At 45.9% G+C, this 26869-nt stretch carries 25 protein-coding genes and 2 other annotated features (1 of these 27 only partly in view); all 25 genes read left to right on the forward strand.

Annotated features, from left to right (window positions below; genetic code table 11):
* Positions 1-56: the end of a UvrB/UvrC motif-containing protein gene (locus tag MHI30_RS00585; protein WP_075752572.1), read on the forward strand. It extends 499 nt beyond the left edge of the window; 56 of the gene's 555 nt are visible here — the last part of the coding sequence; the start codon falls outside the window, past its left edge; its stop codon occupies positions 54-56.
* Positions 56-1147 (forward strand): protein arginine kinase, encoded by a 1092-nt coding sequence (locus MHI30_RS00590; protein ID WP_075752570.1) that lies wholly within the window; start codon positions 56-58, stop codon positions 1145-1147. The genes MHI30_RS00585 and MHI30_RS00590 overlap by 1 nt, the downstream gene beginning before the upstream one ends.
* Positions 1144-3576, forward strand: a complete 2433-nt coding sequence (gene clpC, locus MHI30_RS00595; RefSeq protein WP_075752568.1) for an ATP-dependent protease ATP-binding subunit ClpC — start codon at positions 1144-1146, stop codon at positions 3574-3576. The genes MHI30_RS00590 and clpC overlap by 4 nt, the downstream gene beginning before the upstream one ends.
* A 79-nt stretch (positions 3577-3655) precedes the next feature.
* A complete protein-coding gene (gene radA, locus MHI30_RS00600; protein ID WP_020449839.1) occupies positions 3656-5035 on the forward strand; it encodes a DNA repair protein RadA in 1380 nt (459 codons plus the stop codon).
* A gap of 3 nt (positions 5036-5038) precedes the next feature.
* Positions 5039-6115 (forward strand): DNA integrity scanning diadenylate cyclase DisA, encoded by a 1077-nt coding sequence (gene disA, locus MHI30_RS00605; RefSeq protein WP_020449840.1) that lies wholly within the window; start codon positions 5039-5041, stop codon positions 6113-6115.
* 131 nt (positions 6116-6246) lie between these two features.
* Entirely contained in the window at positions 6247-7335 is a 1089-nt protein-coding gene (locus MHI30_RS00610; RefSeq protein ID WP_009330350.1) for a PIN/TRAM domain-containing protein, read from the forward strand.
* A gap of 16 nt (positions 7336-7351) precedes the next feature.
* The gene (gene ispD, locus MHI30_RS00615; protein WP_075752564.1) at positions 7352-8047 is read left to right on the forward strand and encodes a 2-C-methyl-D-erythritol 4-phosphate cytidylyltransferase; all 696 of its coding nucleotides are present in this window, start codon (positions 7352-7354) and stop codon (positions 8045-8047) included.
* Positions 8040-8516 carry a 2-C-methyl-D-erythritol 2,4-cyclodiphosphate synthase gene (gene ispF / locus MHI30_RS00620; RefSeq protein WP_075752562.1) on the forward strand — a complete coding sequence of 159 codons (477 nt, stop codon included), beginning with the start codon at positions 8040-8042 and terminating at the stop codon, positions 8514-8516. Before ispD ends, ispF begins: the two co-directional genes overlap by 8 nt.
* An 81-nt stretch (positions 8517-8597) precedes the next feature.
* Positions 8598-10055 carry a glutamate--tRNA ligase gene (gene gltX, locus MHI30_RS00625; protein WP_075752560.1) on the forward strand — a complete coding sequence of 486 codons (1458 nt, stop codon included), beginning with the start codon at positions 8598-8600 and terminating at the stop codon, positions 10053-10055.
* Positions 10056-10286 (forward strand) — a binding site (T-box leader).
* Positions 10287-10356: 70 nt separating this feature from the next.
* On the forward strand, positions 10357-11007 hold the full coding sequence (cysE, locus tag MHI30_RS00630; RefSeq protein WP_020449844.1) for a serine O-acetyltransferase: 651 nt from the start codon (positions 10357-10359) through the stop codon (positions 11005-11007).
* A complete protein-coding gene (cysS, locus tag MHI30_RS00635; RefSeq protein WP_075752558.1) occupies positions 11004-12407 on the forward strand; it encodes a cysteine--tRNA ligase in 1404 nt (467 codons plus the stop codon). Before cysE ends, cysS begins: the two co-directional genes overlap by 4 nt.
* Positions 12408-12409: 2 nt before the next feature.
* On the forward strand, positions 12410-12826 hold the full coding sequence (locus tag MHI30_RS00640) for a Mini-ribonuclease 3 (RefSeq protein ID WP_003178284.1): 417 nt from the start codon (positions 12410-12412) through the stop codon (positions 12824-12826).
* The gene (rlmB, locus tag MHI30_RS00645) at positions 12823-13572 is read left to right on the forward strand and encodes a 23S rRNA (guanosine(2251)-2'-O)-methyltransferase RlmB (protein ID WP_075752556.1); all 750 of its coding nucleotides are present in this window, start codon (positions 12823-12825) and stop codon (positions 13570-13572) included. The genes MHI30_RS00640 and rlmB overlap by 4 nt, the downstream gene beginning before the upstream one ends.
* 5 nt (positions 13573-13577) lie before the next feature.
* Positions 13578-14090: a ribosome-dependent mRNA decay endonuclease Rae1/YacP gene (rae1, locus tag MHI30_RS00650; protein ID WP_075752554.1), complete on the forward strand. Its 513-nt coding sequence runs from the start codon at positions 13578-13580 to the stop codon at positions 14088-14090.
* A 63-nt stretch (positions 14091-14153) separates the two neighbouring features.
* Complete coding sequence (gene sigH / locus MHI30_RS00655; RefSeq protein ID WP_003178288.1) at positions 14154-14825, forward strand: RNA polymerase sporulation sigma factor SigH; 672 nt, start codon at positions 14154-14156, stop codon at positions 14823-14825.
* Positions 14826-14907: 82 nt separating this feature from the next.
* The gene (rpmG, locus tag MHI30_RS00660; RefSeq protein ID WP_003178289.1) at positions 14908-15057 is read left to right on the forward strand and encodes a 50S ribosomal protein L33; all 150 of its coding nucleotides are present in this window, start codon (positions 14908-14910) and stop codon (positions 15055-15057) included.
* 35 nt (positions 15058-15092) lie between these two features.
* On the forward strand, positions 15093-15272 hold the full coding sequence (gene secE, locus MHI30_RS00665; RefSeq protein WP_003178291.1) for a preprotein translocase subunit SecE: 180 nt from the start codon (positions 15093-15095) through the stop codon (positions 15270-15272).
* A 176-nt stretch (positions 15273-15448) separates the two neighbouring features.
* A complete protein-coding gene (gene nusG / locus MHI30_RS00670; protein ID WP_003178298.1) occupies positions 15449-15982 on the forward strand; it encodes a transcription termination/antitermination protein NusG in 534 nt (177 codons plus the stop codon).
* Between the two features lie 169 nt (positions 15983-16151).
* On the forward strand, positions 16152-16577 hold the full coding sequence (gene rplK, locus MHI30_RS00675) for a 50S ribosomal protein L11 (protein WP_003178300.1): 426 nt from the start codon (positions 16152-16154) through the stop codon (positions 16575-16577).
* 101 nt (positions 16578-16678) lie between these two features.
* Complete coding sequence (rplA, locus tag MHI30_RS00680) at positions 16679-17377, forward strand: 50S ribosomal protein L1 (RefSeq protein ID WP_003178302.1); 699 nt, start codon at positions 16679-16681, stop codon at positions 17375-17377.
* 50 nt (positions 17378-17427) lie between these two features.
* Positions 17428-17569, forward strand: a sequence feature (ribosomal protein L10 leader region).
* 69 nt (positions 17570-17638) lie between these two features.
* Positions 17639-18139, forward strand: coding sequence for a 50S ribosomal protein L10 (gene rplJ, locus MHI30_RS00685; RefSeq protein WP_003178304.1), 501 nt, complete (start codon positions 17639-17641; stop codon positions 18137-18139).
* A 44-nt stretch (positions 18140-18183) separates the two neighbouring features.
* On the forward strand, positions 18184-18555 hold the full coding sequence (gene rplL, locus MHI30_RS00690; RefSeq protein ID WP_003178305.1) for a 50S ribosomal protein L7/L12: 372 nt from the start codon (positions 18184-18186) through the stop codon (positions 18553-18555).
* Between the two features lie 139 nt (positions 18556-18694).
* Positions 18695-19300 carry a class I SAM-dependent methyltransferase gene (locus MHI30_RS00695; RefSeq protein ID WP_003178307.1) on the forward strand — a complete coding sequence of 202 codons (606 nt, stop codon included), beginning with the start codon at positions 18695-18697 and terminating at the stop codon, positions 19298-19300.
* A 250-nt stretch (positions 19301-19550) separates the two neighbouring features.
* Positions 19551-23132 carry a DNA-directed RNA polymerase subunit beta gene (gene rpoB / locus MHI30_RS00700; RefSeq protein WP_011197480.1) on the forward strand — a complete coding sequence of 1194 codons (3582 nt, stop codon included), beginning with the start codon at positions 19551-19553 and terminating at the stop codon, positions 23130-23132.
* A 59-nt stretch (positions 23133-23191) separates the two neighbouring features.
* The gene (gene rpoC / locus MHI30_RS00705; protein ID WP_003178311.1) at positions 23192-26791 is read left to right on the forward strand and encodes a DNA-directed RNA polymerase subunit beta'; all 3600 of its coding nucleotides are present in this window, start codon (positions 23192-23194) and stop codon (positions 26789-26791) included.
* Positions 26792-26869 lie beyond the last annotated feature (78 nt).

Raw genomic sequence — 26869 nt, forward strand, 5'->3', positions numbered from 1 at the left:
ACCAGATCAGGTCGCTTGAACAAAACCTGAATGCAAACAAGGAGGAGGAGGACTGATGTCACTGCAGCATTTTATTCAGAATGCTTTAAGCAATTGGATGCGGCAGGAAGGCCCTGAAAGTGACATCGTGCTTAGCAGCCGGATCCGTCTTGCTCGCAATTTGGATAACGTTCGTTTTCCAACGCTTTTTTCAAATGAAGAGGCTTCAGCGATTATTACATTGTTTGAAGAACAATTCACAGGCTATGAAGTGCCCGGTATCGGGAAATTTGAGCTTGTGAAAATGGAACAGGTGCAGCCATTGGAAAAAAGGGTTCTTGTAGAAAAACATCTGATCAGTCCGCATTTGACGGAAGCTTCCTTTGGCGCATGCCTTCTTTCTGAAAATGAAGAAGTGAGTATTATGCTGAATGAGGAAGATCATATTCGAATTCAATGTCTGTTCCCGGGATTTCAGCTTTCAGAAGCATTGAAAGCAGCAAATCAGGTGGACGATTGGATTGAAGAACGGATTGACTATGCTTTTTCAGAACAAAGAGGCTACTTGACCAGCTGTCCTACAAATGTCGGAACCGGGCTTAGAGCTTCTGTCATGATGCACCTTCCTGCTTTAGTGTTAACTAGGCAAATAAACAGAATTATTCCGGCAATTAATCAATTGGGCCTTGTTGTTAGAGGAATTTACGGTGAAGGCAGCGAAGCATTAGGGAATATCTTTCAAATTTCCAACCAAATTACCCTCGGTAAATCGGAACACGACATTGTCGAAGATCTGAACAGCGTCGTTGCTCAGTTGATCGAACAAGAGCGTTCAGCAAGAAAGGCGCTTTATCAGACTTCGCAAATCGAGCTTGAAGACCGCGTCTACAGATCTTACGGCGTACTGTCCAATTGCCGGATGATCGAATCGAAAGAAACAGCAAGATGTCTTTCAGACGTTCGTCTTGGAATTGACCTGGGGATAATAAAAGGTCTTTCCAGCAATATACTTAATGAGTTGATGATCCTCACGCAGCCTGGATTTCTCCAGCAATATTCAGGAGGAGTCTTAAGACCAAACGAGAGGGACATCAGGCGGGCTGCTCTTATCAGGGAGCGTCTGAAATTAGAAAACAACGGCAATAGACAGGAGGATGAAACGATATGATGTTTGGAAGATTCACCGAAAGAGCACAAAAAGTATTGGCGCTTGCTCAAGAAGAAGCTCTGCGTCTGGGCCATAATAACATTGGAACAGAACATATTCTCCTCGGCCTTGTCCGCGAGGGAGAAGGGATTGCTGCAAAGGCGCTGCAGGCATTAGGACTCAGCCCTGACAAGATTCAAAAAGAAGTTGAAAGCCTCATCGGCCGAGGGCAAGAGATGTCACAATCGATCCATTACACACCGAGAGCCAAAAAAGTGACTGAACTGGCGATGGATGAAGCAAGAAAGCTTGGTCACTCTTACGTTGGAACTGAACACATCCTCCTCGGCTTGATCCGAGAAGGGGAAGGTGTTGCGGCAAGGGTGCTGAATAATTTAGGCGTCAGCTTAAACAAAGCGAGACAGCAAGTATTGCAGCTGTTGGGCAGCAATGAGAGCGGTGGCGCTGCTTCAGGCGCCAATAGCAATGCCAACACACCAACCTTAGACAGTCTTGCCAGGGATCTCACGGCGATTGCAAAAGAAGACAGCCTTGACCCCGTAATCGGCAGAAGCAAAGAAATTCAGCGCGTAATTGAAGTGCTGAGCCGCAGAACGAAAAACAACCCTGTGTTAATCGGGGAGCCCGGTGTCGGTAAGACAGCAATTGCCGAAGGCCTGGCTCAGCAGATCATCAATAACGAAGTACCGGAGATTCTCCGCGATAAGCGAGTTATGACGCTTGATATGGGAACGGTTGTAGCCGGTACGAAATACCGCGGTGAATTTGAAGACCGCCTGAAAAAAGTGATGGACGAAATTCGTCAAGCGGGAAATATCATCCTCTTTATCGATGAGCTGCATACTCTCATCGGAGCCGGGGGAGCGGAAGGCGCCATCGATGCCTCCAATATCCTTAAACCGTCGCTGGCGCGCGGAGAGCTGCAATGCATCGGAGCGACAACCCTTGATGAATACCGCAAATACATTGAAAAAGATGCTGCACTCGAACGGCGTTTTCAGCCGATTCAGGTTGACCAGCCGTCTCCTGAAGAGAGCATTCAAATATTGAGAGGTCTCAGAGACCGCTATGAAGCCCACCACCGCGTATCGATTACGGATGAAGCGATCGAAGCGGCTGTGAAGCTGTCAGACCGTTATATTTCGGACCGTTTTCTGCCTGACAAGGCGATCGACTTAATCGATGAAGCCGGTTCAAAGGTTCGCCTGCGTTCATTTACAACGCCTCCTAACTTAAAAGAGCTTGAACAAAAGCTTGATGAGGTAAGGAAAGAAAAAGATGCCGCTGTCCAAAGCCAGGAATTCGAAAAAGCAGCGTCATTACGGGATACGGAGCAGCGCCTGCGTGAACAGGTCGAAGAAACCAAGAAAACCTGGAAAGAAAAGCAGGGACAAGAAAATTCCGAAGTGACAGTCGACGATATTGCAATGGTTGTTTCAAGCTGGACCGGCGTGCCGGTTTCGAAAATTGCGCAGACTGAAACAGACAAATTACTGAACATGGAGAGCATTCTTCATTCCCGCGTTATCGGCCAAGATGAGGCTGTCGTTGCGGTTGCCAAAGCAGTCAGACGCGCGCGTGCCGGCTTAAAAGATCCAAAACGTCCTATCGGTTCGTTTATTTTCCTCGGCCCTACAGGCGTAGGGAAAACGGAGCTTGCCCGTGCACTTGCCGAGTCCATTTTCGGCGATGAAGAAGCCATGATTCGCATCGATATGTCCGAGTACATGGAAAAACATTCAACATCAAGACTCGTCGGTTCCCCTCCGGGATATGTCGGCTATGATGAAGGCGGACAGCTCACTGAAAAAGTGAGAAGAAAACCGTATTCCGTCGTCTTGCTTGACGAAATCGAAAAAGCACACCCTGATGTCTTCAATATTTTGCTGCAAGTGCTTGAAGACGGCCGCCTGACTGATTCAAAAGGGCGCACAGTCGACTTTAGAAATACGATTTTGATCATGACATCAAACGTCGGTGCGAGCGAACTGAGAAGAAATAAATACGTCGGGTTTAATGTGCAGGATGAAACCCAGAATTATAAAGATATGAAAGACAAAGTCATGGGCGAATTAAAACGCGCCTTCAGACCTGAATTTATCAACCGGATTGATGAGATTATTGTCTTCCACTCTTTGGAGAAAAAACATTTGAAAGATATTGTATCCCTCATGTCAGAACAATTGACTAAGCGTCTGAAAGAACAGGATCTATCAATTGAGCTGACTGAAGCGGCTAAAGAAAAAATAGCCGATGAAGGCGTGGATCTCGAATACGGGGCGCGCCCTCTCAGAAGAGCAATCCAAAAACATGTGGAGGACCGGCTGTCTGAAGAGCTCCTGAAAGGCCATATTGAAAAAGGCCAGCATATTGTTTTGGATGTAGAAGACGGAGAATTTGTCGTAAAAACCGAAGCTAAAACGAACTAATATAGAGACAAAAGAAAGAGGCATACGATGTTCATCAGTATGCCTCACTTTCTTATAAAGGGAGCGTTTTGAAAAATCAATGGCTAAAACAAAGACTAAATTCATTTGTCACTCATGCGGTTACGAATCCGCCAAGTGGATGGGGAAGTGCCCCGGATGCGGCACATGGAATACCATGGTGGAAGAAACAATAAAAAAACCCGCCGCCAACAGAAGAACCGCTTTTTCACATTCCGTTCAAACGGTGCAAAAGCCTTCACCTCTCACTTCAATCGAAACAACAGAAGAGCCGCGAATTAAAACGAAACTGGGCGAATTCAACCGCGTCTTGGGAAACGGTATTGTCAAAGGTTCACTCGTTTTAATCGGAGGCGATCCCGGCATCGGGAAATCAACCTTGCTGCTTCAAGTATCTGCCCAGCTCGCTGATTCAAAAGAAAATGTCCTGTACATCTCAGGTGAAGAATCGGTCAAGCAGACAAAGCTGAGAGCAGACCGTCTAGGCATCAACAGTCCCACTCTTCACGTTTTATCTGAAACCGATATGGAGTATATTACGTCTTCTATAGAAGAGATGAATCCATCATTCGTGGTGGTTGATTCGATACAAACCGTTTACCAAAGTGATATTACATCCGCTCCGGGCAGCGTGTCCCAGGTCAGGGAATGCACCGCTGAGCTGATGAGAATTGCAAAAACAAAAGGGATTCCGATATTTATCGTCGGGCATGTCACAAAAGAAGGTTCGATTGCCGGACCGAGACTTCTGGAACATATGGTCGACACCGTCCTTTACTTTGAAGGTGAGCGGCATCATACATTTCGGATTTTAAGAGCCGTCAAAAACCGGTTTGGATCAACGAATGAAATGGGAATCTTTGAAATGAGGGAAGAGGGCCTGACAGAAGTGCTGAATCCGTCGGAAATCTTTCTCGAAGAGCGCTCGGCGGGAGCAGCCGGCTCGAGTGTCGTGGCTTCAATGGAAGGCACGAGGCCGGTCTTAGTAGAGATTCAGGCGCTGATTTCCCCCACGAGTTTTGGAAATCCGCGCAGGATGGCAACCGGAATTGATCATAACCGCGTCTCATTGCTGATGGCGGTTTTAGAAAAAAGGGTTGGGCTGCTGCTGCAAAATCAAGACGCCTATTTAAAAGTCGCCGGCGGCGTCAAGCTGGACGAGCCGGCGATCGACCTCGCCGTTGCGGTGAGCATCGCCTCAAGCTTCAGAGACACCCCGCCTCATCCGACGGATTGTTTTATCGGAGAAGTCGGCTTGACAGGGGAAGTCCGCAGAGTATCAAGGATAGAACAGAGGGTGCAGGAAGCGGCGAAGCTTGGTTTTAAAAGAATGATTATTCCTTCTGCAAATGTGGAAGGATGGACAAAGCCGAAAGGAATTGAAGTCGTCGGCGTTGAAAATGTAGCTGAGGCCCTTCGAGCTTCATTAGGAGGATCATAATATATGGAAAAAGACAAAAAAGGAGCGAAACAGGATCTTTCAGAAATATTGCAGTTTGTCGCCCCCGGTACACCTCTTCGCGAGGGAATCGAAAACGTCCTTCGCGCCAAAACAGGCGGATTAATCGTAGTCGGCTTCAATGATAAAGTGAAAGAAGTGGTTGACGGAGGGTTCCACATTAATTCTTCTTTCTCTCCGGCTCATCTGTATGAGCTGGCTAAAATGGACGGGGCGATTATTCTCAGCGATTCAGGACAGAAAATTCTATATGCCAATACGCAGCTTATGCCTGAGGCGACGATACCATCCTCTGAGACGGGCATGAGGCACAGAACGGCCGAGCGTGTGGCCAAGCAGACCGGCTGTCTGATCATTGCGATTTCTGAAAGGCGGAATGTGATTACGCTCTATCAGGAAAATATGAAATATATACTCAAAGATATCGGCTTTATCTTAACAAAAGCCAATCAGGCGATTCAGACACTCGAAAAATACAAACTCATTTTGGACCATGCGATTTCCAATTTGAATGCGCTGGAGTTTGAAGAGCTTGTGACATTTGGGGATGTCATTTCTGTTCTGCATCGATATGAAATGGTGCTCAGAATCAAAAATGAAATTAATATGTATATTAAAGAGCTTGGAACAGAAGGCCATCTCATCAGGCTCCAGGTTAGCGAACTGATCACCGATATGGAGCAGGAAGCGGCGCTGTTCGTTAAAGATTATGTGAAAGAAAAAATCAAAGACCCGTTTGTCCTGCTGAAGCAGCTTCAGGATATGTCGAGTTTCGAATTGCTGGATGACTCGATTCTCCTTAAGCTTTTAGGCTATTCAGCAACTACGAATATGGAGGAATACGTTTTCCCGAGAGGCTACAGGCTCCTTCACAAAATCCCCCGTCTCCCGATGCCGATCGTAGAAAATGTTGTCGAAGCATTCGGCCATTTAAAGCTCATTATCGAAGCGGATGTGAAAGAATTGGATGAAGTGGAAGGAATTGGGGCTGTCCGTGCCCAAAAGATAAAGAAAGGGTTAAAGAGACTTCAGGAGAAACATTATACTGACAGGCAGCTGTGAGAAAATTTTCTAAAAGTGATTAAAAATTGCAATTTATGGGTATATTATTCTTACTTTTTGTTTTCCCTTTTTCCGCTTGAAACAGCTGCATTCATAAAAATTAAAACGATTATTTTAAAGGAGGTGAAGGTATGTTGAAACGAATAGTTCAAGCGTTCTTTGCGATTTTGGGAGGCGTTATCGGTATTTTTCTCATACCGGAATTGTTTGTACTGTTAAATGTACAGGACATACCTTTAGTAACAAACCCGTATGCGTCCGCTTGTTTAGGAGCTATCATCTTTTTTCTTCTGGGCATCTGGTGTGCGGATCATGTCATCAACTGGGTGAAACAAATTGAGGATTCCTTGATCAAAGCACCTGTCTCAGATTTATTGTTCGGCTCTTTGGGATTAATCTTCGGACTTATGCTCGCTTATCTTATCGTCAACGTCATTCCGTTAAAAGACATCCCTTATCAGTTGATCAGCACGGTCATTCCGATTGTGTTGGCCGCATTTCTCGGCTATCTCGGATTCCGTGTAGGTTTCAAGAAAAAGGATGAAATGCTGACACTTTTCACATCGAGAAAGAAAAAAGGTTCTGCTGAGGAAGAGCGTCCTGAAGAAGACAAAAAGCTGAAAATTTTAGACACAAGTGTTATTATAGATGGGAGAATTGCTGATATTTGTCAGACCGGATTTCTTGAAGGCGTCATTGTGATTCCTCAGTTTGTGCTTGAGGAGCTGCAGCATATCGCCGACTCTTCTGACGTCCTCAAACGAAACAGAGGACGGAGAGGACTGGATATTTTAAATCGGATCCAGAAAGAGCTCGATATCAAAGTTGAAATTTATGAAGGCGATTTTGAAGATATTCAAGAGGTCGACAGCAAGCTTGTCAAACTGGCGAAATTGACCTCAGGCGTTGTCGTTACCAACGATTTCAATTTGAACAAAGTATGCGAGCTCCAAAAGGTTGCCGTATTGAACATCAACGACCTTGCCAACGCCGTCAAACCTGTCGTGCTTCCGGGAGAAGAAATGAAGGTGCAGGTCATCAAAGACGGGAAAGAACATAATCAGGGCGTGGCTTATCTGGACGACGGCACGATGATTGTCGTGGAAGAAGGGCGAAATTATATCGGCAAACATATCGACGTGCTCGTGACCAGCGTGCTGCAGACAGCGGCAGGCAGAATGATATTCGCCAAGCCGAAACTGCTGGAAAAGGCGCTTTGAAAAAGGGAGAAATAAAATGAATTACGAAGTCGTCATTCCTGCCGCCGGACAAGGTAAACGAATGAATGCCGGGAAAAACAAACTGTTTATCGAGGCGAAAGGAATACCTGTGATTGTTCATACATTAAAGGTGTTTGAAAACCATGATGCCTGCAAAAGGATCATTCTTGTCATCAATGAACAGGAATTCGGTGAATTCAGCACCCTTTTAAAAACCTATCATTTTACAACTCCGATCGAGATGGTGCCGGGCGGAAGAGAACGCCAGCAAAGCGTATTTGCGGGCATTAAAGCGGCCGGCAAAGAGGAAACGGTCCTCGTCCATGACGGAGCAAGACCCTTTATTAAACGGGAATATATCGAACAGCTTGTCGAGAAAGCGAAGGAAACAGGGGCTGCCATCGTTGCCGTTCCTGTTAAAGACACGATCAAACGCGTTCAAGACGGTGAAGTAGCCGGAACGATTGAACGTTCAAGCTTGTGGGCCGCTCAAACCCCACAAGCTTTTCGTCTTTCTATTCTGATGAATGCTCACCTTGAGGCTGAAGCAAAAGGTTTCCTCGGTACGGACGACGCCAGTCTGGTCGAGGAAGCCGGAGGTACGGTTGCAATCATTCAAGGGGATTATCAAAACATCAAGCTGACGACCCCGGATGACTTGCTTGTCGCAGAAGCGATATTAGAAGCGGAAAAGAGGAATGAACATGTTTAGAATAGGCCAAGGATTTGACGTCCATCAACTAGTGGAAGGCAGGCCGCTCATTATCGGGGGTATTACGATTCCTTACGAAAAAGGCCTGCTCGGACATTCGGATGCCGATGTGCTTTTGCACACGATTGCGGATGCATGTCTCGGCGCCGTCGGCGAGGGCGATATCGGAAAACACTTTCCGGATACCGACCCTGAATTCAAAGATGCCGACTCCTTCAAACTCCTTCGTCACGTATGGATGATTGTGAAGGAAAAAGGCTATACGCTCGGGAACCTGGATTGTACAATCATCGCCCAAAAGCCTAAAATGGCGCCGTATATCGAAGACATGAGAGCCAGAATCGCCGAAGGGCTTGAGGCGGAAATGTCCCAAATTAACGTAAAAGCGACTACAACCGAAAAGCTCGGATTTACGGGAAGAGCCGAAGGAATTGCCGCTCAGGCTTCCGTTCTGCTCCAAAAGGCATAATTCATTTTGAAGACAGGTTCATTTGATGATAGAATAGGAAATAAATTTGAACTCTGCTAGAGACGAAAGGAAGTTAGACAGATGGGAAACGAAGTTCGGGTTCGTTATGCGCCGAGCCCAACAGGCCATTTACATATCGGAAACGCCAGAACCGCTCTCTTTAATTATTTGTTTGCCCGGAGCCAAGGCGGAAAATTCATCATCCGCATTGAAGATACGGACCGGAAGCGCAACATTGAAGGCGGAGAGCAAAGCCAGCTGAACTATTTAAAATGGCTGGGCATCGACTGGGATGAAAGCGTGGATGTCGGCGGAGAATACGGACCATACCGCCAATCCGAAAGAAACGACATTTACAAAACATATTACGAGGAGCTTCTTGAAAAAGGGCTTGCCTACAAATGTTACTGCACGGAAGAAGAGCTTGAGAAAGAGCGCGAGGAACAGGCTGCCCGCGGAGAAATGCCGCGCTACTCAGGCAAGTGCCGCAATTTAACTAAAGAAGAGCAGGAAAAACTCGAAGCTGAAGGAAGACAGCCAAGCATCCGCTTTAGAGTCCCTCAAGGAGAAGTCATCAGCTTCAATGACATCGTCAAAGGAGAAATTTCTTTTGAAACAGACGGCATCGGCGACTTTGTTATCGTGAAGAAAGACGGAACGCCTACTTACAACTTTGCCGTAGCTGTCGATGACTATTTAATGAAAATGACGCATGTCCTGCGCGGCGAAGACCACATTTCCAATACGCCGAAGCAGATCATGATTTACAACGCCCTTGGCTGGGGAATCCCGGAATTTGGACATATGACATTAATCGTCAATGAAAACCGCAAAAAACTGAGCAAACGGGATGAGTCCATCATTCAGTTTATCGAACAGTACGAAGAGCTCGGCTATTTGCCGGAAGCATTGTTTAACTTCATCACTCTTCTCGGCTGGTCGCCGGTCGGAGAAGAAGAACTGTTTACAAAGGAACAGTTTATTGAGATATTTGATGTACACCGTTTGTCAAAATCACCAGCGGTGTTTGATACGCATAAACTGAAATGGGTCAACAACCAGTATGTGAAAAAACTTGATCTTGATCAGGTGATCGAATTGACCGTTCCGCATTTGCAAAAAGCGGGCAAGGTTTCAGAAGAGCTGACAGGCAGCGAACAGGAATGGGTTCGCAAGCTGATTTCTCTATATCAGGAACAGTTAAGCTACGGCGCTGAAATCGTCGAGTTAACAGAGTTGTTCTTTAAAGACGATATCCAGTATAATCGTGAAGCAAGAACAGTTTTAGAAGAAGAGCAGGTTCCGGAAGTGCTTCGCGTATTTGCCGAAAAGCTTGAGCAGCTTGACTCGTTTACGGCAGATGAGATCAAGGCATCCATCAAAGCCGTTCAAAAAGAAACAGGACATAAAGGGAAAAAGCTGTTTATGCCGATCCGCGTAGCGACGACAGGCCAAACCCACGGTCCTGAACTGCCTCAGTCCATTGAATTATTGGGGAAAGACACCGTTTTAAAACGGCTGAATAACATTATTCAATAAGATAAATCGTTGACAGGGATAAGTATAAAGCCAGGGCCTTTAAAGAGAGAGTCTTCATCGGCTGGAAAAGACTTAAGCGCCGGGCTTTAGAAATGCACCTCTTGAGACCTTTGAAGAACGTTTTTACACAAGTATTCAAAGGCGGTATCCGCCGTTATGGATGAGAGTTGAGAAAACAGCTGTGCTGTTTTCTAAACAGAGTGGAACCGCGCGTCAAAAAGCGTCTCTGTCATTAGACAGAGGCGTTTTTTTATATGGTTTGATAATAGAGACAAAGGAAGCGGGGAACGGGGGGAATCATGTGTTCTTTAAAATGCTGAAAGAAGATGTAGACGTCGTATTTGATCAAGATCCAGCTGCGAGAAGCTACATTGAAGTCATCTTAACTTATTCAGGTTTGCATGCTATATGGGCGCATCGAATTGCACATGCTTTATATAAAAGAAAAAGGTTTTTCATCGCCAGAACGATCTCTCAAATCGCCCGCTTCTTTACAGGAATCGAAATTCACCCGGGCGCCAAGATCGGCAGGAGGTTTTTCATCGATCACGGCATGGGGGTTGTGATCGGCGAAACCTGTGAGATCGGAAACAATGTCACGGTTTTTCAGGGCGTAACGCTAGGGGGAACTGGAAAAGAAAAAGGCAAAAGGCATCCGACAATCGAGGATCATGCCCTGATCTCAACAGGGGCAAAAGTGCTTGGATCCATTACAATCGGAAGAGGGGCGAAAATCGGCGCCGGCTCCGTCGTCCTGCATGATGTGCCTGAATGCTCCACCGTTGTCGGCATCCCGGGCCGCGTCGTCGTACAAAACGGAAAGAAAATCAGACGCGACTTGAACCACCAGGACTTGCCGGATCCGGTGGCTGACCGCTTCAGAGAATTGGAAAACGAAATCAGGCAGCTGAAACAAGAGCTCCGGAGAAAAGAAAGGGAAGATGAGCTGTGACACTAACACTGTATAATACTCTCACACGAAAAAAAGAGCCGTTTGTGCCTCTTGAAGAAGGCAAGGTCAAAATGTATGTGTGCGGGCCGACCGTATATAACTACATCCACATCGGAAACGCTAGGCCGGCGATCGTCTATGACACGGTCAGAAAGTATTTGGAGTACAAAGGCTATGACGTCCAATACGTCTCCAATTTTACAGATGTCGATGACAAATTAATTAAAGCGGCAAATGAGCTTGGAGAGGAAGTGCCGGTCATCGCCGAACGCTTTATTAAGGCATACTTCGAAGATGTCGGTTCACTGGGCTGCACAAAAGCGGACTGCCATCCGCGCGTCACTGAAAACATGGATGAAATCATCGATTTTATTCAAACACTGATCGATAAGGGCTATGCTTATGAGGCAGACGGGGATGTTTATTATAAAACAAGATCGTTTGAAGGCTATGGAAAGCTGTCGCATCAATCGGTCGATGAGCTGAGATCAGGCGCCCGGATTCAAGTGGGCGAGAAAAAAGAAGATGCGCTCGATTTCGCATTATGGAAAGCGGCGAAAGATAACGAAATCTCCTGGGATAGCCCTTGGGGAAAAGGCCGTCCCGGCTGGCATATCGAGTGCTCTGCGATGGCGAAAAAATATTTGGGCGATTCGATCGACATTCATGCCGGCGGCCAGGATTTGACCTTCCCGCATCACGAAAACGAAATTGCCCAATCGGAAGCATTGACAGGGAAGCCTTTCGCAAAATATTGGCTTCATAACGGCTACATTAATATCGATAATGAGAAAATGTCAAAATCGCTCGGGAACTTTGTGCTTGTGCATGACATTATTAAAGAGCATGATCCCCAAGTGCTGCGGTTTTTCATGCTGTCTGTTCATTACAGACATCCGATCAACTATTCGGTCGAACTTCTCGAGAACACAAAAAACGCTTTTGGGCGTCTAAAAACGGCTTATAGCAATTTGCAGCATCGCCTGAAAAGCAGTACAAATTTAACAGAGGGCGATTCAGAATGGCTTGGAAAAATTGAAGAGCAGCGAAAAGCCTTTGTAACGGCAATGGATGATGATTTTAATACAGCGAATGCAATTTCCGTCCTGTTTGATCTGGCCAAACACGCCAACTACTATCTGCAGGAAAAGAATACTTCAGAACATGTCATTCAGGCATTTCTACAGCTGTTTGACGAGATCTGCTCAGTGCTCGGCTTCTCCCTCAAGGAACAGGAACTTTTGGATAAGGACATTGAAGAACTGATCGAGAAGCGGAATGAAGCCCGCAGAAACCGTGACTTTGCAACATCTGACCAGATTCGCGACCAGCTGAAAAGCATGAACATTATCCTGGAGGACACTCCACAGGGTACGCGCTGGAAAAGAGGAGAATCGTAAACATGAATTTGGAAACCATTAAAGACGCCAAACAGCTGAATGGTTTGGCGCTTGCTTACATGGGTGATGCCGTGTTAGAGGTATACGTCAGGCATCACCTCTTAAAGCAAGGCATGACAAGGCCCAATGATCTGCACAGGCAGTCGAGGCGCTATGTCTCCGCCAAGTCGCAGGCAAGCATGCTGTTTGCGCTAGAGGAGCAGGAATTTTTCACCGAGGAAGAACAGGCTGTGCTGAGAAGAGGACGGAATGCCAAATCCGGAACGGTACCGAAAAATACGGATGTTCAAACATATCGTTACAGTACGGCTTTTGAGGCGGTCATCGGGTATCTTTTTCTTGAGAACAGGGAAGATAGGCTTAATGAACTCATCAAAGCAGCGCTGGAAAAACGGGATGGCAGGGAGGAAGTCAAATGAGTCAGCAGCATGATTACGTCATAGGAAAAAACGCGGTCATCGAAACATTAAAGTCCGGCCGGGAATTGTATAAGCTGTGGATGGCGGAAAACACAGTGAAGGGACAGGCTCAGCAAGTCGTTGAACTCGCCGCCAAAAAAGGCATCACGATTCATTATGTCCCAAGAAAAAAACTCGATCAAATGGTTTCCGGACAGCATCAAGGCGTCGTCGCTCAGGTCGCGGCTTACGAGTATGCCGAGCTGGATGATCTTTATCAAAAGGCCGAAGACAGAAATGAACAGCCGTTTATCCTTGTTTTAGACGAAATTGAGGATCCGCACAATCTGGGCTCTATTATGCGCACTGCAGACGCGGTAGGGGCTCATGGCATCATCATTCCGAAGAGGCGCGCGGTCGGCCTTACGACGACTGTCGCCAAAGCTTCGACAGGAGCCATCGAACATATTCCGGTCGTCAAAGTGACCAACCTGTCGCGAACCCTGGAAGAAATGAAGCAACGGGGCATTTGGGTAGTCGGTACCGATGCGTCTGGACAACAGGACTACAGGTCGCTCGATGGAAATATGCCGCTTGCGCTTGTCATCGGCAGCGAAGGAAAAGGCATGGGAAGGCTTGTTAAAGAGAAATGCGATTTTCTCATCCGCCTGCCGATGGCGGGAAAAGTCACGTCCCTGAACGCCTCAGTCGCAGCCGGCCTCCTGATGTATGAAGTGTACCGGAAACGAAGCCCTCTGGGAGAATAGACGGAATGGACATCCTGTTGGTCGACGGTTATAACATGATTGGGGCATGGCCTCAGTTGAAAGATTTAAAAGAAAACAGTTTTGAAGAAGCAAGGGATCTGTTGATACAGAAGATGGCGGAATATCAATCGTATACTGGGTTTCGGGTAATCGTTGTCTTTGATGCGCATCTCGTTAAAGGAATCGAGAAAAAGAAGGTCAATCATCGCGTAGAAGTGATATTCACAAGGGAAAATGAAACGGCTGATGAACGGATCGAGAAACTGGTGTCAGACTTGAATAATATTCAGACGCAAATCCATGTTGCCACATCCGACTACACAGAGCAATGGGCGATTTTCGGCCAAGGGGCCCTGCGCAAATCAGCCAGGGAGCTGCTCAGGGAAGTCGAAGCGATCGAAAGGCAAATCGAAAAAAGGGTGAAACAAATCACCTCAGAACGTCCCGCGGGGAAAATTCCATTGTCAGAAGACGTCTTGAAGATCTTCGAAAAATGGCGGCGTGGCGACTTGGATTAGGTTGACGCTTTTTTGTCCATTACTGTATAATATTTCTATCTACGTGCGGTCGGGGGGATCGGAGTGAACTTACAAAACAACCAGGGAAAATTCAGCAAAGAACAGTTCAGCAAAGAACGTTTTTGCCAGTTGGAAGACGAGCAGGTCATTGAAATGGTTCATGTCGGAGACAGTGATGCGTTAGATTACTTGATTACAAAGTACCGTAATTTTGTAAGGGCAAAAGCAAGATCCTACTTCTTAATCGGGGCTGATCGGGAAGATATCGTTCAGGAAGGCATGATTGGACTCTACAAATCTATCCGTGATTTTAGAGAGGACAAGCTGACTTCATTCAAAGCTTTTGCAGAATTATGCATTACCCGCCAAATTATTACCGCTATCAAAACAGCTACTCGCCAGAAACATATTCCGCTCAATTCTTATGTGTCGCTGGACAAGCCCATTTATGACGAGGAATCAGACCGGACGCTTCTCGACGTGATTTCAGGAGCCAAGGTCATGAATCCTGAAGAGCTGATCATCAATCAGGAAGAATTCGATGATATCGAGCTGAAAATGGGAGAATTGCTTAGTGATTTAGAAAGAAAAGTTCTTGCGCTCTATCTCGACGGAAGATCCTATCAGGAAATATCCGAAGAACTAAACCGCCATGTAAAATCGATCGATAATGCGCTCCAGCGTGTCAAAAGAAAGCTTGAAAAGTACCTGGAGCTCCGCGAAATCAGCTTGTAGCCAATGCTTATGGCATATTGACAGTCATTTTATGACTGTGATATGTTACTTAGGAAATGATCGTCCAGAAAAAGGTGTAAACATGAAGAAAAAAGTAACGTTAGCCTGCAAAAATTGCGGAAATCGTAATTATACGACAATGAAAAGCTCCGCAGCTTTGGCTGAACGGCTCGAAGTAAAGAAATACTGCAATAACTGCAATTCACATACAGTACATCTGGAAACAAAATAGGCGTTTTTGTTTTTAGGTTGTGGAGGTTTCTTACCATGGGTATTATCAAATTTTTAAAGAATGTCGGAAAAGAAATGAAAAAGGTCACCTGGCCTAAAGGAAAAGAACTAACGCGCTATACGATCACTGTTATCACCACCGTTATCTTTTTCGCCATCTTTTTTGCACTCATCGATTCGGGTATTACGCAATTAATTCGTTTAATAGTTGAATAATGATAAGCATAACGTGTTATAATAGATCTAAATATGACTTGCCAAAAAACCCGTTTAACGGGTTTTTTCATTGTTTCAAAATATGAGGCTCGTATAAAAGAAAGTGTCAGTTTCCCGGTACGGCCAAAAACTTTTAAGGTGTGGGGAGGGAAGGACTGAAAGGGTCCTGAATGAGAATGGAAAAGAAATGGTATGTGGTTCATACGTACTCCGGCTATGAAAATAAAGTAAAGGCGAATTTGGAAAAACGGGTGGAATCGATGGGGATGCAGGATAAGATATTTCGCGTCGTTGTACCTGAAGAGGAAGAAACCGATATTAAAAACGGCAAGAAAAAAGTCGTTAAAAAGAAAGTATTCCCTGGGTATGTACTTGTCGAACTTGTCATGACGGATGATTCCTGGTATGTTGTTCGAAATACGCCTGGTGTGACCGGGTTTGTCGGTTCAGCCGGATCAGGTTCAAAGCCGACTGCACTGCTTCCGGGCGAAGCGGAAAAAATCCTGAAGCGGATGGGGCTTGAAGAAAGAAAAACAGAAATCGACTTTGAATTAAAAGAAACCGTCAAGGTTATCGACGGCCCGTTTGCTGATTTCACAGGGACGATCGAAGAGATCGACCACGACAAAAATAAAGTCAAAGTTTTTGTTAATATGTTCGGAAGAGAGACCCCGGTTGAGCTCGAATTTACTCAAGTTGACAAATTGTAATGGAAAAGCGCTTGAAATCACTATATAAAAGTGGTAATATACAAAGGTGCGTCTTGGCAAAAACGTCAAGGCAGCTAGCTTGATATTTTCATCATTCATATAAAGAATGAGACCTTGAGTGGGAGGGTTCACCCTATTACCACATCACGGACTTAAGGAGGTGTGTCTCGTGGCTAAAAAAGTAGTTAAAGTTGTAAAATTGCAAATTCCTGCTGGAAAAGCGAATCCAGCTCCGCCAGTTGGTCCTGCGTTAGGTCAAGCCGGTGTTAACATCATGGGATTCTGTAAGGAGTTTAACGCTCGTACATCTGACCAAGCTGGTCTGATCATTCCTGTAGAAATTTCGGTTTACGAAGACCGTTCATTTACATTTATCACAAAAACTCCGCCTGCTGCTGTATTGCTTAAAAAAGCGGCTGGAATTGAGTCAGGTTCTGGTGAGCCTAACCGTAATAAAGTCGCAACCGTTAAACGCGATAAAGTACGTGAAATCGCCGAAACAAAAATGCCTGACTTAAATGCGGCAGATGTTGAAGCGGCTATGCGTATGGTTGAAGGAACTGCCCGCAGTATGGGTATTGTGATCGAAGACTAATTTTTGTCTCTTTGCTGGGTTGCGAGTTTGGATCAGACAAGTTCGCAACCCTTATTCGTGGGAGGTTATTCCGCTAAAACCACTAAGGAGGAAATTTTAAAATGGCTAAAAAAGGTAAAAAATACGTCGAAGCTGCCAAGCTTGTAGATCGTACAAAAGCTTACGACGTAAACGAAGCGATTGAGCTTGTGAAAAAAACAAACACAGCTAAATTCGATGCTACTGTTGAAGCGGCATTTCGTTTAGGTGTTGACCCTCGTAAAAACGACCAGCAAATCCGCGGTGCAGTTGTACTTCCAAACGGAACAGGCAAAACTCAGCGCGTTCTTGTTTTCGCTAAAGGTGAAAAAGCGAAAGAAGCAGAAGCTGCTGGTGCAGACTACGTAGGCGATGCAGATTACATCAACAAAATTCAGCAAGGCTGGTTTGATTTTGATGTGATCGTTGCGACTCCTGACATGATGGGTGAAGTCGGTAAAATCGGACGCGTGCTTGGACCAAAAGGTCTTATGCCAAACCCTAAAACAGGAACGGTTACATTTGAAGTTGAAAAAGCAGTCAACGAAATCAAAGCGGGTAAAGTTGAATACCGCGTTGATAAAGCAGGAAACATCCACGTTCCAATCGGAAAAGTGTCTTTCGAAGAAGGCAAGCTTGTAGAGAACTTCGCGACAATGTACGACACAATTTTGAAAGCGAAGCCTGCTGCTGCTAAAGGTGTATACGTGAAAAACGTTTCTGTTACATCTACAATGGGACCTGGAATCAAAGTGGACCCTTCAACTTTCAACGTAAAATAATATTGACTTTTGATAAGACGTTCTGATATAATTCAAAACGTTGTAAAAATAAAATATGTCCATTTATACCGTAGACAGTAGGTGCTGATAAGGCTTAATTTCCTACCGAGGTGTATATATATCACAGCTCTAGCGTTACGTATGCTTGTATATACAGCCTCCATGTCGAATGGAGGCTTTTTATATGGAACATGTCGTTAAAGAACGTGATCACCGAACGGTATAAGTGTTACACAGATGAATCTTACAGGAGGTGTAACCATGAGCAGCGCAATTGAAACAAAAAAAGTTGTTGTTGAAGAAATTACTTCTAAACTGAAAGAAAGTAAATCAACGATCATCGTTGACTATCGCGGCCTTAACGTAGCTGAAGTAACAGAACTTCGTAAACAGCTTCGCGAAGCTAACGTTGAGTTCAAAGTGTACAAAAACACGATGACTCGCCGTGCGGTTGAACAAGCTGAACTTGATGGTTTGAACGATTTCTTAACAGGACCGAATGCGATTGCATTCAGCACTGAAGATGTTGTCGCTCCAGCTAAAGTTCTTAACGAGTTTGCTAAAAAGCACGAAGCTCTTGAAATCAAAGCGGGCGTAATCGAAGGCAAAGTGTCCACAGTTGAAGAAGTGAAAGCTCTTGCTGAACTTCCATCTCGCGAAGGCTTGCTTTCTATGTTGCTTAGCGTACTTCAAGCTCCAGTTCGCAATCTTGCTCTTGCAACTAAAGCTGTTGCAGAACAAAAGGAAGAACAAGGCGCTTAATAGCATCAGTATCTAAAAAATAAAACAAAATGGAGGAATTACAAATGGCTTTAAATATCGAAGAAATCATTGCTTCCGTTAAAGAAGCAACTGTACTTGAACTGAACGACTTAGTAAAAGCAATCGAAGAAGAATTCGGCGTAACTGCTGCTGCTCCTGTAGCTGTAGCTGGCGGAGCTGCTGCAGGCGGTGCTGCTGAAGAAAAAACTGAATTTGATCTTGTTCTTGCTGGTGCAGGAGATCAAAAAATCAAAGTTATCAAAGTTGTTCGTGAAATCACTGGTCTTGGCTTGAAAGAAGCTAAAGAACTTGTTGACAACACTCCAAAACCTCTTAAAGAAGGTATTGCGAAAGAAGAAGCTGAAGAGCTTAAAGCTAAACTTGAAGAAGTTGGCGCTTCTGTAGAAGTTAAGTAATCTTCACCTAATCTTTAGGGGAAAGCTCGCTTTTAAAAGCGGGCTTTTTCTTTGCTAATTAATTGTAGTCCCTTCCGCATAAGATAAGCCATCTTGTTTCAAGATATCTGGAGAGTTCACCAACTGAGGAGGTTCTGTGATGACTGACCATTATTATTCGGAAAAACCTTCAGCAAAAAGCAGCAGATCAATGTGGGCATTTCGCTTGAGAAACCGGACGTTTACTTTTATCAGCGACAGCGGAGTTTTTTCAAAAAGAGAAGTGGACTTTGGCTCAAGGCTGCTGATTGAAGCTTTCCGGGAACCGGATGCAGAAGGTGATTTTTTGGATGTAGGCTGCGGCTATGGCCCGATTGGTCTTTCGCTTGCTGCGGATTTCGAAGATCGAATGGTTCACATGATCGATGTTAATGAAAGAGCTGTCGAACTTTCGAAGGAAAACGCGTTAAATAATCAGATCGACAACATAAAGATCTACCAGAGTGATCTGTTTGCCAACGTCGAACCTGCAAAAAAATTCGCTTCTATTATTACTAATCCCCCCATACGCGCCGGGAAAAAAACTGTGCACGCCATCTTTGAAAAAAGCGCTGAACATTTGCGGCCTTCAGGAGAGCTGTGGGTCGTCATTCAGAAAAAACAAGGCGGGCCTTCTGCCATTGAAAAATTAAAAGAACTTTTTGCGGACGTTGAAGTCGTTCAAAAAAAGAAAGGGTACTATATCATCAAAGCAAAAAAAGTTTGACTCGGATTTTCAGCTATGTTAACATTATAAAATGCCAATGTATATATTTTGCTGCCGTTTTTAAGAAACGCCTAGGTTTGTATAAAATATACATTATTGGGAACACTAATAAAATCGGTATTTTGTTTTTGGATGTGGTTTTCTAAATTAGAAACCCTTTTTTCTTTTGTCTTGTAAAAGTATTTCTTACATATTTGCGGAAGAAATGCTTGTTACACATATATTACGCATGATTTGAGGGGTGAATCAGTTGACAGGTCAACTAGTTCAGTATGGACGACACCGCCAGCGCAGAAGCTATGCACGCATTAGCGAAGTGTTAGAATTACCAAATCTCATTGAAATTCAAACCTCTTCTTATCAGTGGTTTCTTGATGAGGGTCTTAGAGAGATGTTTCAAGACATATCGCCAATTGAGGATTTCACTGGTAACCTCTCTCTGGAATTTATCGACTACAGCTTGGGCGAGCCTAAGTATCCGGTAGAAGAATCAAAAGAGCGGGATGTGACCTATTCAGCTCCGCTGCGGGTTAAAGTCCGCTTAATCAACAAAGAAACCGGCGAAGTAAAGGATCAGGATGTCTTCATGGGCGATTTCCCTATTATGACAGACACTGGAACCTTCATTATCAACGGTGCAGAACGGGTCATCGTATCTCAGCTCGTTCGTTCTCCAAGTGTATATTTTAGTGGTAAAGTAGACAAAAACGGTAAGAAAGGTTTTACCGCGACTGTCATTCCAAACCGTGGCGCATGGTTAGAATACGAGACTGATGCGAAAGATGTTGTTTACGTACGCATCGATCGCACACGTAAGTTGCCGGTTACGGTTCTTTTGCGTGCTCTTGGCTTCGGATCTGACCAAGAGATCATTGATCTCATCGGTGAAAACGAGTATCTGCGCAATACGCTTGATAAAGATAATACGGAAAACACCGATAAAGCGCTTCTTGAAATCTACGAGCGTCTTCGTCCAGGGGAGCCGCCTACCGTAGAAAACGCAAAAAGCCTGCTTGATTCAAGGTTCTTTGATCCGAAAAGATATGACCTTGCGAGTGTAGGACGTTATAAAATTAATAAAAAGCTTCACATCAAAAACCGACTTTTTAATCAGCGGCTTGCTGAAACGCTAGTCGACCCTGAAACAGGCGAAATCCTTGCCGAAAAAGGAGCGATTTTAGACAGAAGAACGCTTGATAAAGTTCTGCCGTACCTTGAAAACGGAATCGGTTTTAAAAAGCTTTATCCGAACGGCGGAGTTGTCGAAGACGAAGTAACGCTTCAGTCTATCAAAATCTATGCTCCGACAGACCAAGAAGGGGAGCAGACAATCAATGTGATTGGAAATGCTTATATCGAAGAAGGCGTTAAGAATATTACACCTTCTGATATTATCGCTTCCATCAGCTATTTCTTTAACCTGCTTCACGGAGTGGGCGATACCGACGATATCGACCATCTAGGAAACCGCCGTCTCCGTTCAGTGGGAGAGCTTCTGCAAAACCAATTCCGTATTGGTTTAAGCAGAATGGAGCGCGTTGTTCGTGAAAGAATGTCTATTCAAGATACAAACACGATCACGCCGCAGCAGCTGATCAATATTCGCCCTGTCATCGCATCAATCAAAGAGTTTTTCGGAAGCTCGCAGCTTTCTCAGTTTATGGATCAGACGAATCCGCTTGCTGAGCTGACGCATAAGCGCCGTCTGTCAGCGCTCGGACCGGGCGGTTTGACTCGTGAGCGCGCCGGAATGGAAGTCCGTGACGTTCACTATTCACACTACGGCCGGATGTGTCCGATTGAAACCCCTGAGGGTCCAAACATCGGCTTGATCAACTCGCTTTCTTCATTCGCGAAAGTGAACCGTTTCGGCTTCATCGAAACGCCGTATCGCCGCGTCGATCCTGAAACTGGAAAAGTAACGCCGAGAATCGATTACTTGACAGCTGATGAAGAAGACAACTATGTCGTTGCCCAGGCAAACGCACGCCTGAATGATGACGGTTCTTTTGTGGATGACAGCATCGTCGCCCGTTTCAGAGGGGAGAACACCGTTGTTCCGAAAGACCGCGTCGACTATATGGACGTTTCGCCTAAACAGGTTGTCTCTGCCGCGACTGCATGTATTCCTTTCTTGGAAAACGATGACTCAAACCGCGCCCTTATGGGAGCGAACATGCAACGTCAGGCCGTACCTCTTATGCAGCCTGAATCGCCGATCGTCGGAACCGGGATGGAATATGTATCTGCGAAAGACTCCGGTGCCGCTGTTATTTGCCGCCACCCTGGAATCGTTGAACGGGTGGAAGCGAAGAACATCTGGGTGCGCCGCTATGAAGAAGTCGACGGCCAGAAAGTCAAAGGGAACCTTGATAAATACAGCCTGCTGAAGTTTGTCCGTTCCAACCAGGGAACTTGCTACAACCAGCGTCCGATCGTAAGCGTCGGTGATGAGGTTGAAAAAGGTGAAATTTTAGCTGACGGTCCGTCCATGGAAAAAGGTGAGCTTGCCCTTGGACGCAACGTCATGGTCGGCTTTATGACATGGGATGGCTACAACTATGAGGATGCCATCATCATGAGCGAACGCCTTGTAAAAGACGACGTATACACGTCTATTCATATTGAAGAATACGAATCAGAGGCCCGGGATACAAAACTCGGACCTGAAGAAATCACTCGCGATATTCCGAACGTCGGTGAGGACGCTCTTCGCAATCTCGATGAACGCGGAATTATCCGTGTCGGTGCTGAAGTAAAAGACGGAGATCTTCTTGTTGGTAAAGTAACCCCTAAAGGTGTTACAGAGCTTACGGCGGAAGAACGCCTGCTTCATGCCATCTTCGGGGAAAAAGCGCGTGAAGTGCGTGATACGTCGCTGCGTGTACCTCACGGAGGCGGCGGTATCATCCTTGATGTAAAAGTGTTCAACCGCGAAGACGGAGACGAACTGCCTCCGGGCGTTAACCAGCTCGTCCGCGTCTACATCGTTCAGAAGCGTAAAATTTCTGAAGGGGACAAAATGGCCGGACGCCACGGTAACAAAGGTGTTATTTCGAAAATTCTTCCGGAGGAAGATATGCCGTATCTGCCTGACGGAACGCCGATTGACATCATGTTAAACCCGCTGGGCGTACCATCGCGTATGAACATCGGGCAGGTGTTGGAGCTGCACCTTGGTATGGCTGCACGCCGCCTCGGTCTGCATGTCGCGTCACCTGTATTTGACGGTGCCCGCGAAGAAGATGTGTGGGAAACCCTTGAAGAAGCCGGCATGTCAAGAGACGCAAAAACCGTCCTTTACGACGGCCGAACTGGGGAGCCGTTTGACAACCGGGTTTCTGTCGGCATCATGTACATGATCAAACTGGCACACATGGTTGACGACAAATTGCACGCACGTTCAACCGGTCCTTACTCACTCGTTACCCAGCAGCCTCTCGGAGGTAAAGCGCAGTTCGGCGGACAGCGTTTTGGAGAGATGGAAGTTTGGGCGCTTGAAGCTTATGGTGCAGCATATACGCTACAAGAGATCCTGACTGTTAAATCGGATGATGTCGTAGGCCGTGTGAAAACATATGAAGCCATCGTAAAAGGCGACAATGTTCCAGAACCTGGTGTTCCGGAATCGTTCAAAGTATTGATCAAAGAGCTTCAAAGCTTAGGTATGGACGTCAAAATTCTATCAAGCGACGAAGAAGAAATCGAAATGAGAGACTTGGAAGACGACGAAGACGCGAAACAAAACGAAGGGCTTTCTCTGCCGAATGATGAAGAGTCCGAAGAGTTGGTTTCTGCTGACGCAGAACGCGATGTCGTTACAAAAGAATAAACGAATTTTATACGCAAGTGACAGGGTATAACCCGAAGATAAAAAGGGAGGTAGGCCCCTTGCTGGATGTGAACAATTTTGAGTATATGAACATCGGTCTCGCTTCACCTGACAAAATCCGTTCATGGTCTTACGGAGAAGTGAAAAAGCCTGAAACAATCAACTATCGTACTTTGAAACCTGAAAAAGATGGTCTATTCTGCGAGCGCATTTTCGGTCCTCAAAAGGACTGGGAATGCCACTGCGGAAAGTACAAGCGGGTTCGTTATAAAGGCGTAGTCTGCGACCGTTGTGGAGTTGAAGTAACCCGGGCTAAAGTCCGTCGTGAGAGAATGGGGCATATCGAGCTGGCAGCCCCGGTTTCTCACATCTGGTATTTTAAAGGAATTCCGAGCCGTATGGGTCTTGTGCTGGATATGTCTCCGCGCGCATTGGAAGAAGTCATTTACTTTGCTTCTTACGTCGTAACAGATCCGGCCAATACACCGCTCGAGAAAAAACAGCTTCTTTCTGAAAAAGAGTATCGGGCGTACCTCGATAAATACGGAAATAAATTCCAAGCGTCAATGGGTGCTGAAGCGATTCATAAGCTCCTTCAAGATATCGACCTCGATAAAGAAGTGGATATGCTGAAAGAAGAGCTTAAAACGTCACAAGGACAGCGCCGCACACGTGCGATCAAACGTCTGGAAGTATTGGAAGCCTTCCGCAATTCCGGAAATAAGCCGTCATGGATGATCCTCGACGTTCTTCCGGTCATTCCGCCTGAGCTGCGACCAATGGTACAGCTTGACGGTGGACGTTTTGCAACTTCCGATCTGAACGATTTGTATCGCCGCGTAATCAACCGTAACAATCGTTTAAAACGTCTTCTGGACCTTGGAGCGCCAAGCATTATCGTTCAAAACGAAAAGCGCATGCTTCAGGAAGCCGTGGACGCATTGATCGATAACGGACGCAGAGGACGTCCTGTTACAGGTCCAGGAAACAGACCGTTAAAATCCCTTTCTCACATGCTGAAAGGTAAACAAGGCCGTTTCCGTCAAAACCTTCTCGGTAAACGTGTTGACTACTCAGGACGTTCGGTTATCGTCGTAGGTCCGAACCTGAAAATGTATCAATGCGGTCTTCCGAAAGAAATGGCGCTGGAACTGTTCAAGCCATTCGTCATGAAAGAGCTTGTTGAAAAGGGCCTTGCCCACAATATTAAGAGCGCGAAGCGTAAAATTGAGCGCGTTCAGCCGGAAGTCTGGGATGTCCTTGAATCAGTTATCAAAGAACACCCTGTGCTTCTCAACCGTGCACCTACGCTTCACAGATTAGGTATTCAAGCGTTTGAACCAACGCTTGTTGAAGGCCGTGCCATCCGTCTTCATCCGCTTGTATGTACGGCATACAACGCTGACTTTGACGGTGACCAAATGGCGGTTCACGTTCCTTTATCAGCAGAAGCGCAAGCTGAGGCGCGCATCCTTATGCTTGCTGCGCAAAACATCCTGAACCCTAAAGACGGAAAACCGGTTGTTACACCGTCTCAGGATATGGTACTTGGAAACTACTATCTGACGCTAGAACGCCCTGGTGCAGTCGGCGAAGGTATGATTTTCAAAGATACGGATGAAGCGCTGCTTGCTTACCAAAACGGATATGTTCATTTGCATACGAGAGTAGCCGTCGCGGTTAACTCATTGAAAAATGAAACGTTTACCGAAGAACAGCGTTCCAAGCTGCTCATTACAACTGTCGGAAAACTGATCTTCAACGAAATTCTTCCGCCGTCGTTCCCATACATGAACGAACCGACGAAGAGCAACATTGAAGAAAAAACGCCTGACCGTTTCTTCTTGGATTACGGTGCAGATGTTAAAGAAGCCATTAAGAACCAAGAAATCAACCCGCCGTTCAAAAAAGGCATTTTGGGTAAAATCATTGCGGAGATCTTCAAAAGGTTCCATATTACAGAAACATCAAAAATGCTTGACCGCATGAAAAACCTCGGCTTTAAATACTCTACAAAAGCCGGAATTACGGTCGGTGTTTCCGATATCGTCGTATTGGACGACAAACAGGAAATCCTTGAAGAAGCGCAAGGAAAAGTCGATAACGTGATGAAGCAGTTCAGACGCGGTCTGATTACTGAAGAAGAGCGTTATGAACGGGTCATTTCCATCTGGAGTGCAGCTAAGGATACGATCCAAGGCAAGCTGATGAAATCCTTGGATGAAATCAACCCGATCTACATGATGAGTGATTCCGGAGCCCGGGGTAACGCATCAAACTTTACGCAGCTTGCGGGTATGCGCGGTCTGATGGCCAACCCGGCCGGACGGATCATCGAACTTCCGATCAAGTCAAGTTTCCGTGAAGGTTTAACGGTACTCGAGTACTTTATCTCTACTCACGGTGCGCGTAAAGGTCTTGCGGATACGGCCCTTAAGACAGCCGACTCAGGTTACCTGACACGCCGTCTCGTAGACGTAGCCCAAGACGTCATCATTCGTGAGACTGACTGCGGCACAGACCGAGGCATTCTTGCCAAAGCCATCACGGAAGGCACAGAAGTGATCGAGCGTCTTGAAGAGCGTCTTGTCGGCCGATTCGCGAGAAAGCCTGTTAAACATCCGGAAACAGGTGAAGTGCTCGTGAATGAAAACGAGCTGATCGACGAAGATAAAGCGATTGAAATTGTCGAAGCAGGCATTGAAGAAGTGTGGATCCGCTCCGCATTTACATGTAATACGTCACATGGTGTATGTAAACGATGCTACGGCCGCAACCTGGCAACAGGAACCGATGTCGAAGTCGGAGAAGCAGTCGGAATCATCGCTGCCCAGTCCATTGGTGAGCCGGGTACACAGTTAACGATGCGTACCTTCCATACGGGCGGGGTTGCCGGAGACGATATTACACAAGGTTTGCCGCGTATCCAGGAATTGTTTGAAGCGCGAAACCCTAAAGGTCAAGCGACGATCTCTGAAATTGACGGTGTCGTGGCCGAAATCAATGAGGTTCGCGATAAACAGCAGGAAATCGTCGTTCAGGGCGAAGTCGAAAGCCGTTCATATACGGCGCCTTACAACGCGCGCTTGAAAGTCACTGAAGGAGAGAAGATTTCTCGTGGTCAAGTGCTGACAGAAGGTTCGGTTGATCCGAAAGAGCTTCTGAAAGTCACTGACATCACCACGGTCCAAGAATACCTGCTTCATGAAGTGCAGAAGGTTTATCGTATGCAGGGGGTTGAAATCGGAGATAAGCACGTCGAGGTTATGGTTCGCCAGATGCTTCGCAAAGTGCGCGTCATCGATGCCGGCGACACGGAAGTGCTGCCAGGCACGCTGCTCGATATTCACCAGTTTACAGAAGCAAACAAAAAAGTTCTGCTTGAAGGCAAACGCCCTGCAACTGGCCGTCCGGTGCTTCTCGGTATCACCAAAGCATCGCTTGAAACGGATTCCTTCCTGTCTGCCGCGTCATTCCAGGAAACAACACGTGTCCTGACAGATGCAGCGATCAAAGGAAAACGTGACGAGCTTCTCGGCCTGAAAGAGAATGTTATCATCGGTAAGCTTGTTCCTGCTGGAACGGGTATGCTGAACTATCGTAAAGTGAAGCCGGTATTGCAAGTCCAATCATCTGATGAAATGGTTCCGGCTGAATAAATAAAAAATCCTAAAGAAGGATGTCACTAAAAATTGTCATCATATGTTGACATCCTTCTTTCAGGATGATAATATAAC

Origin of the sequence: Bacillus sp. FSL L8-0528 (genome assembly GCF_038593085.1) — a bacterium.
Lineage (GTDB): Bacteria > Bacillota > Bacilli > Bacillales > Bacillaceae > Bacillus > Bacillus paralicheniformis.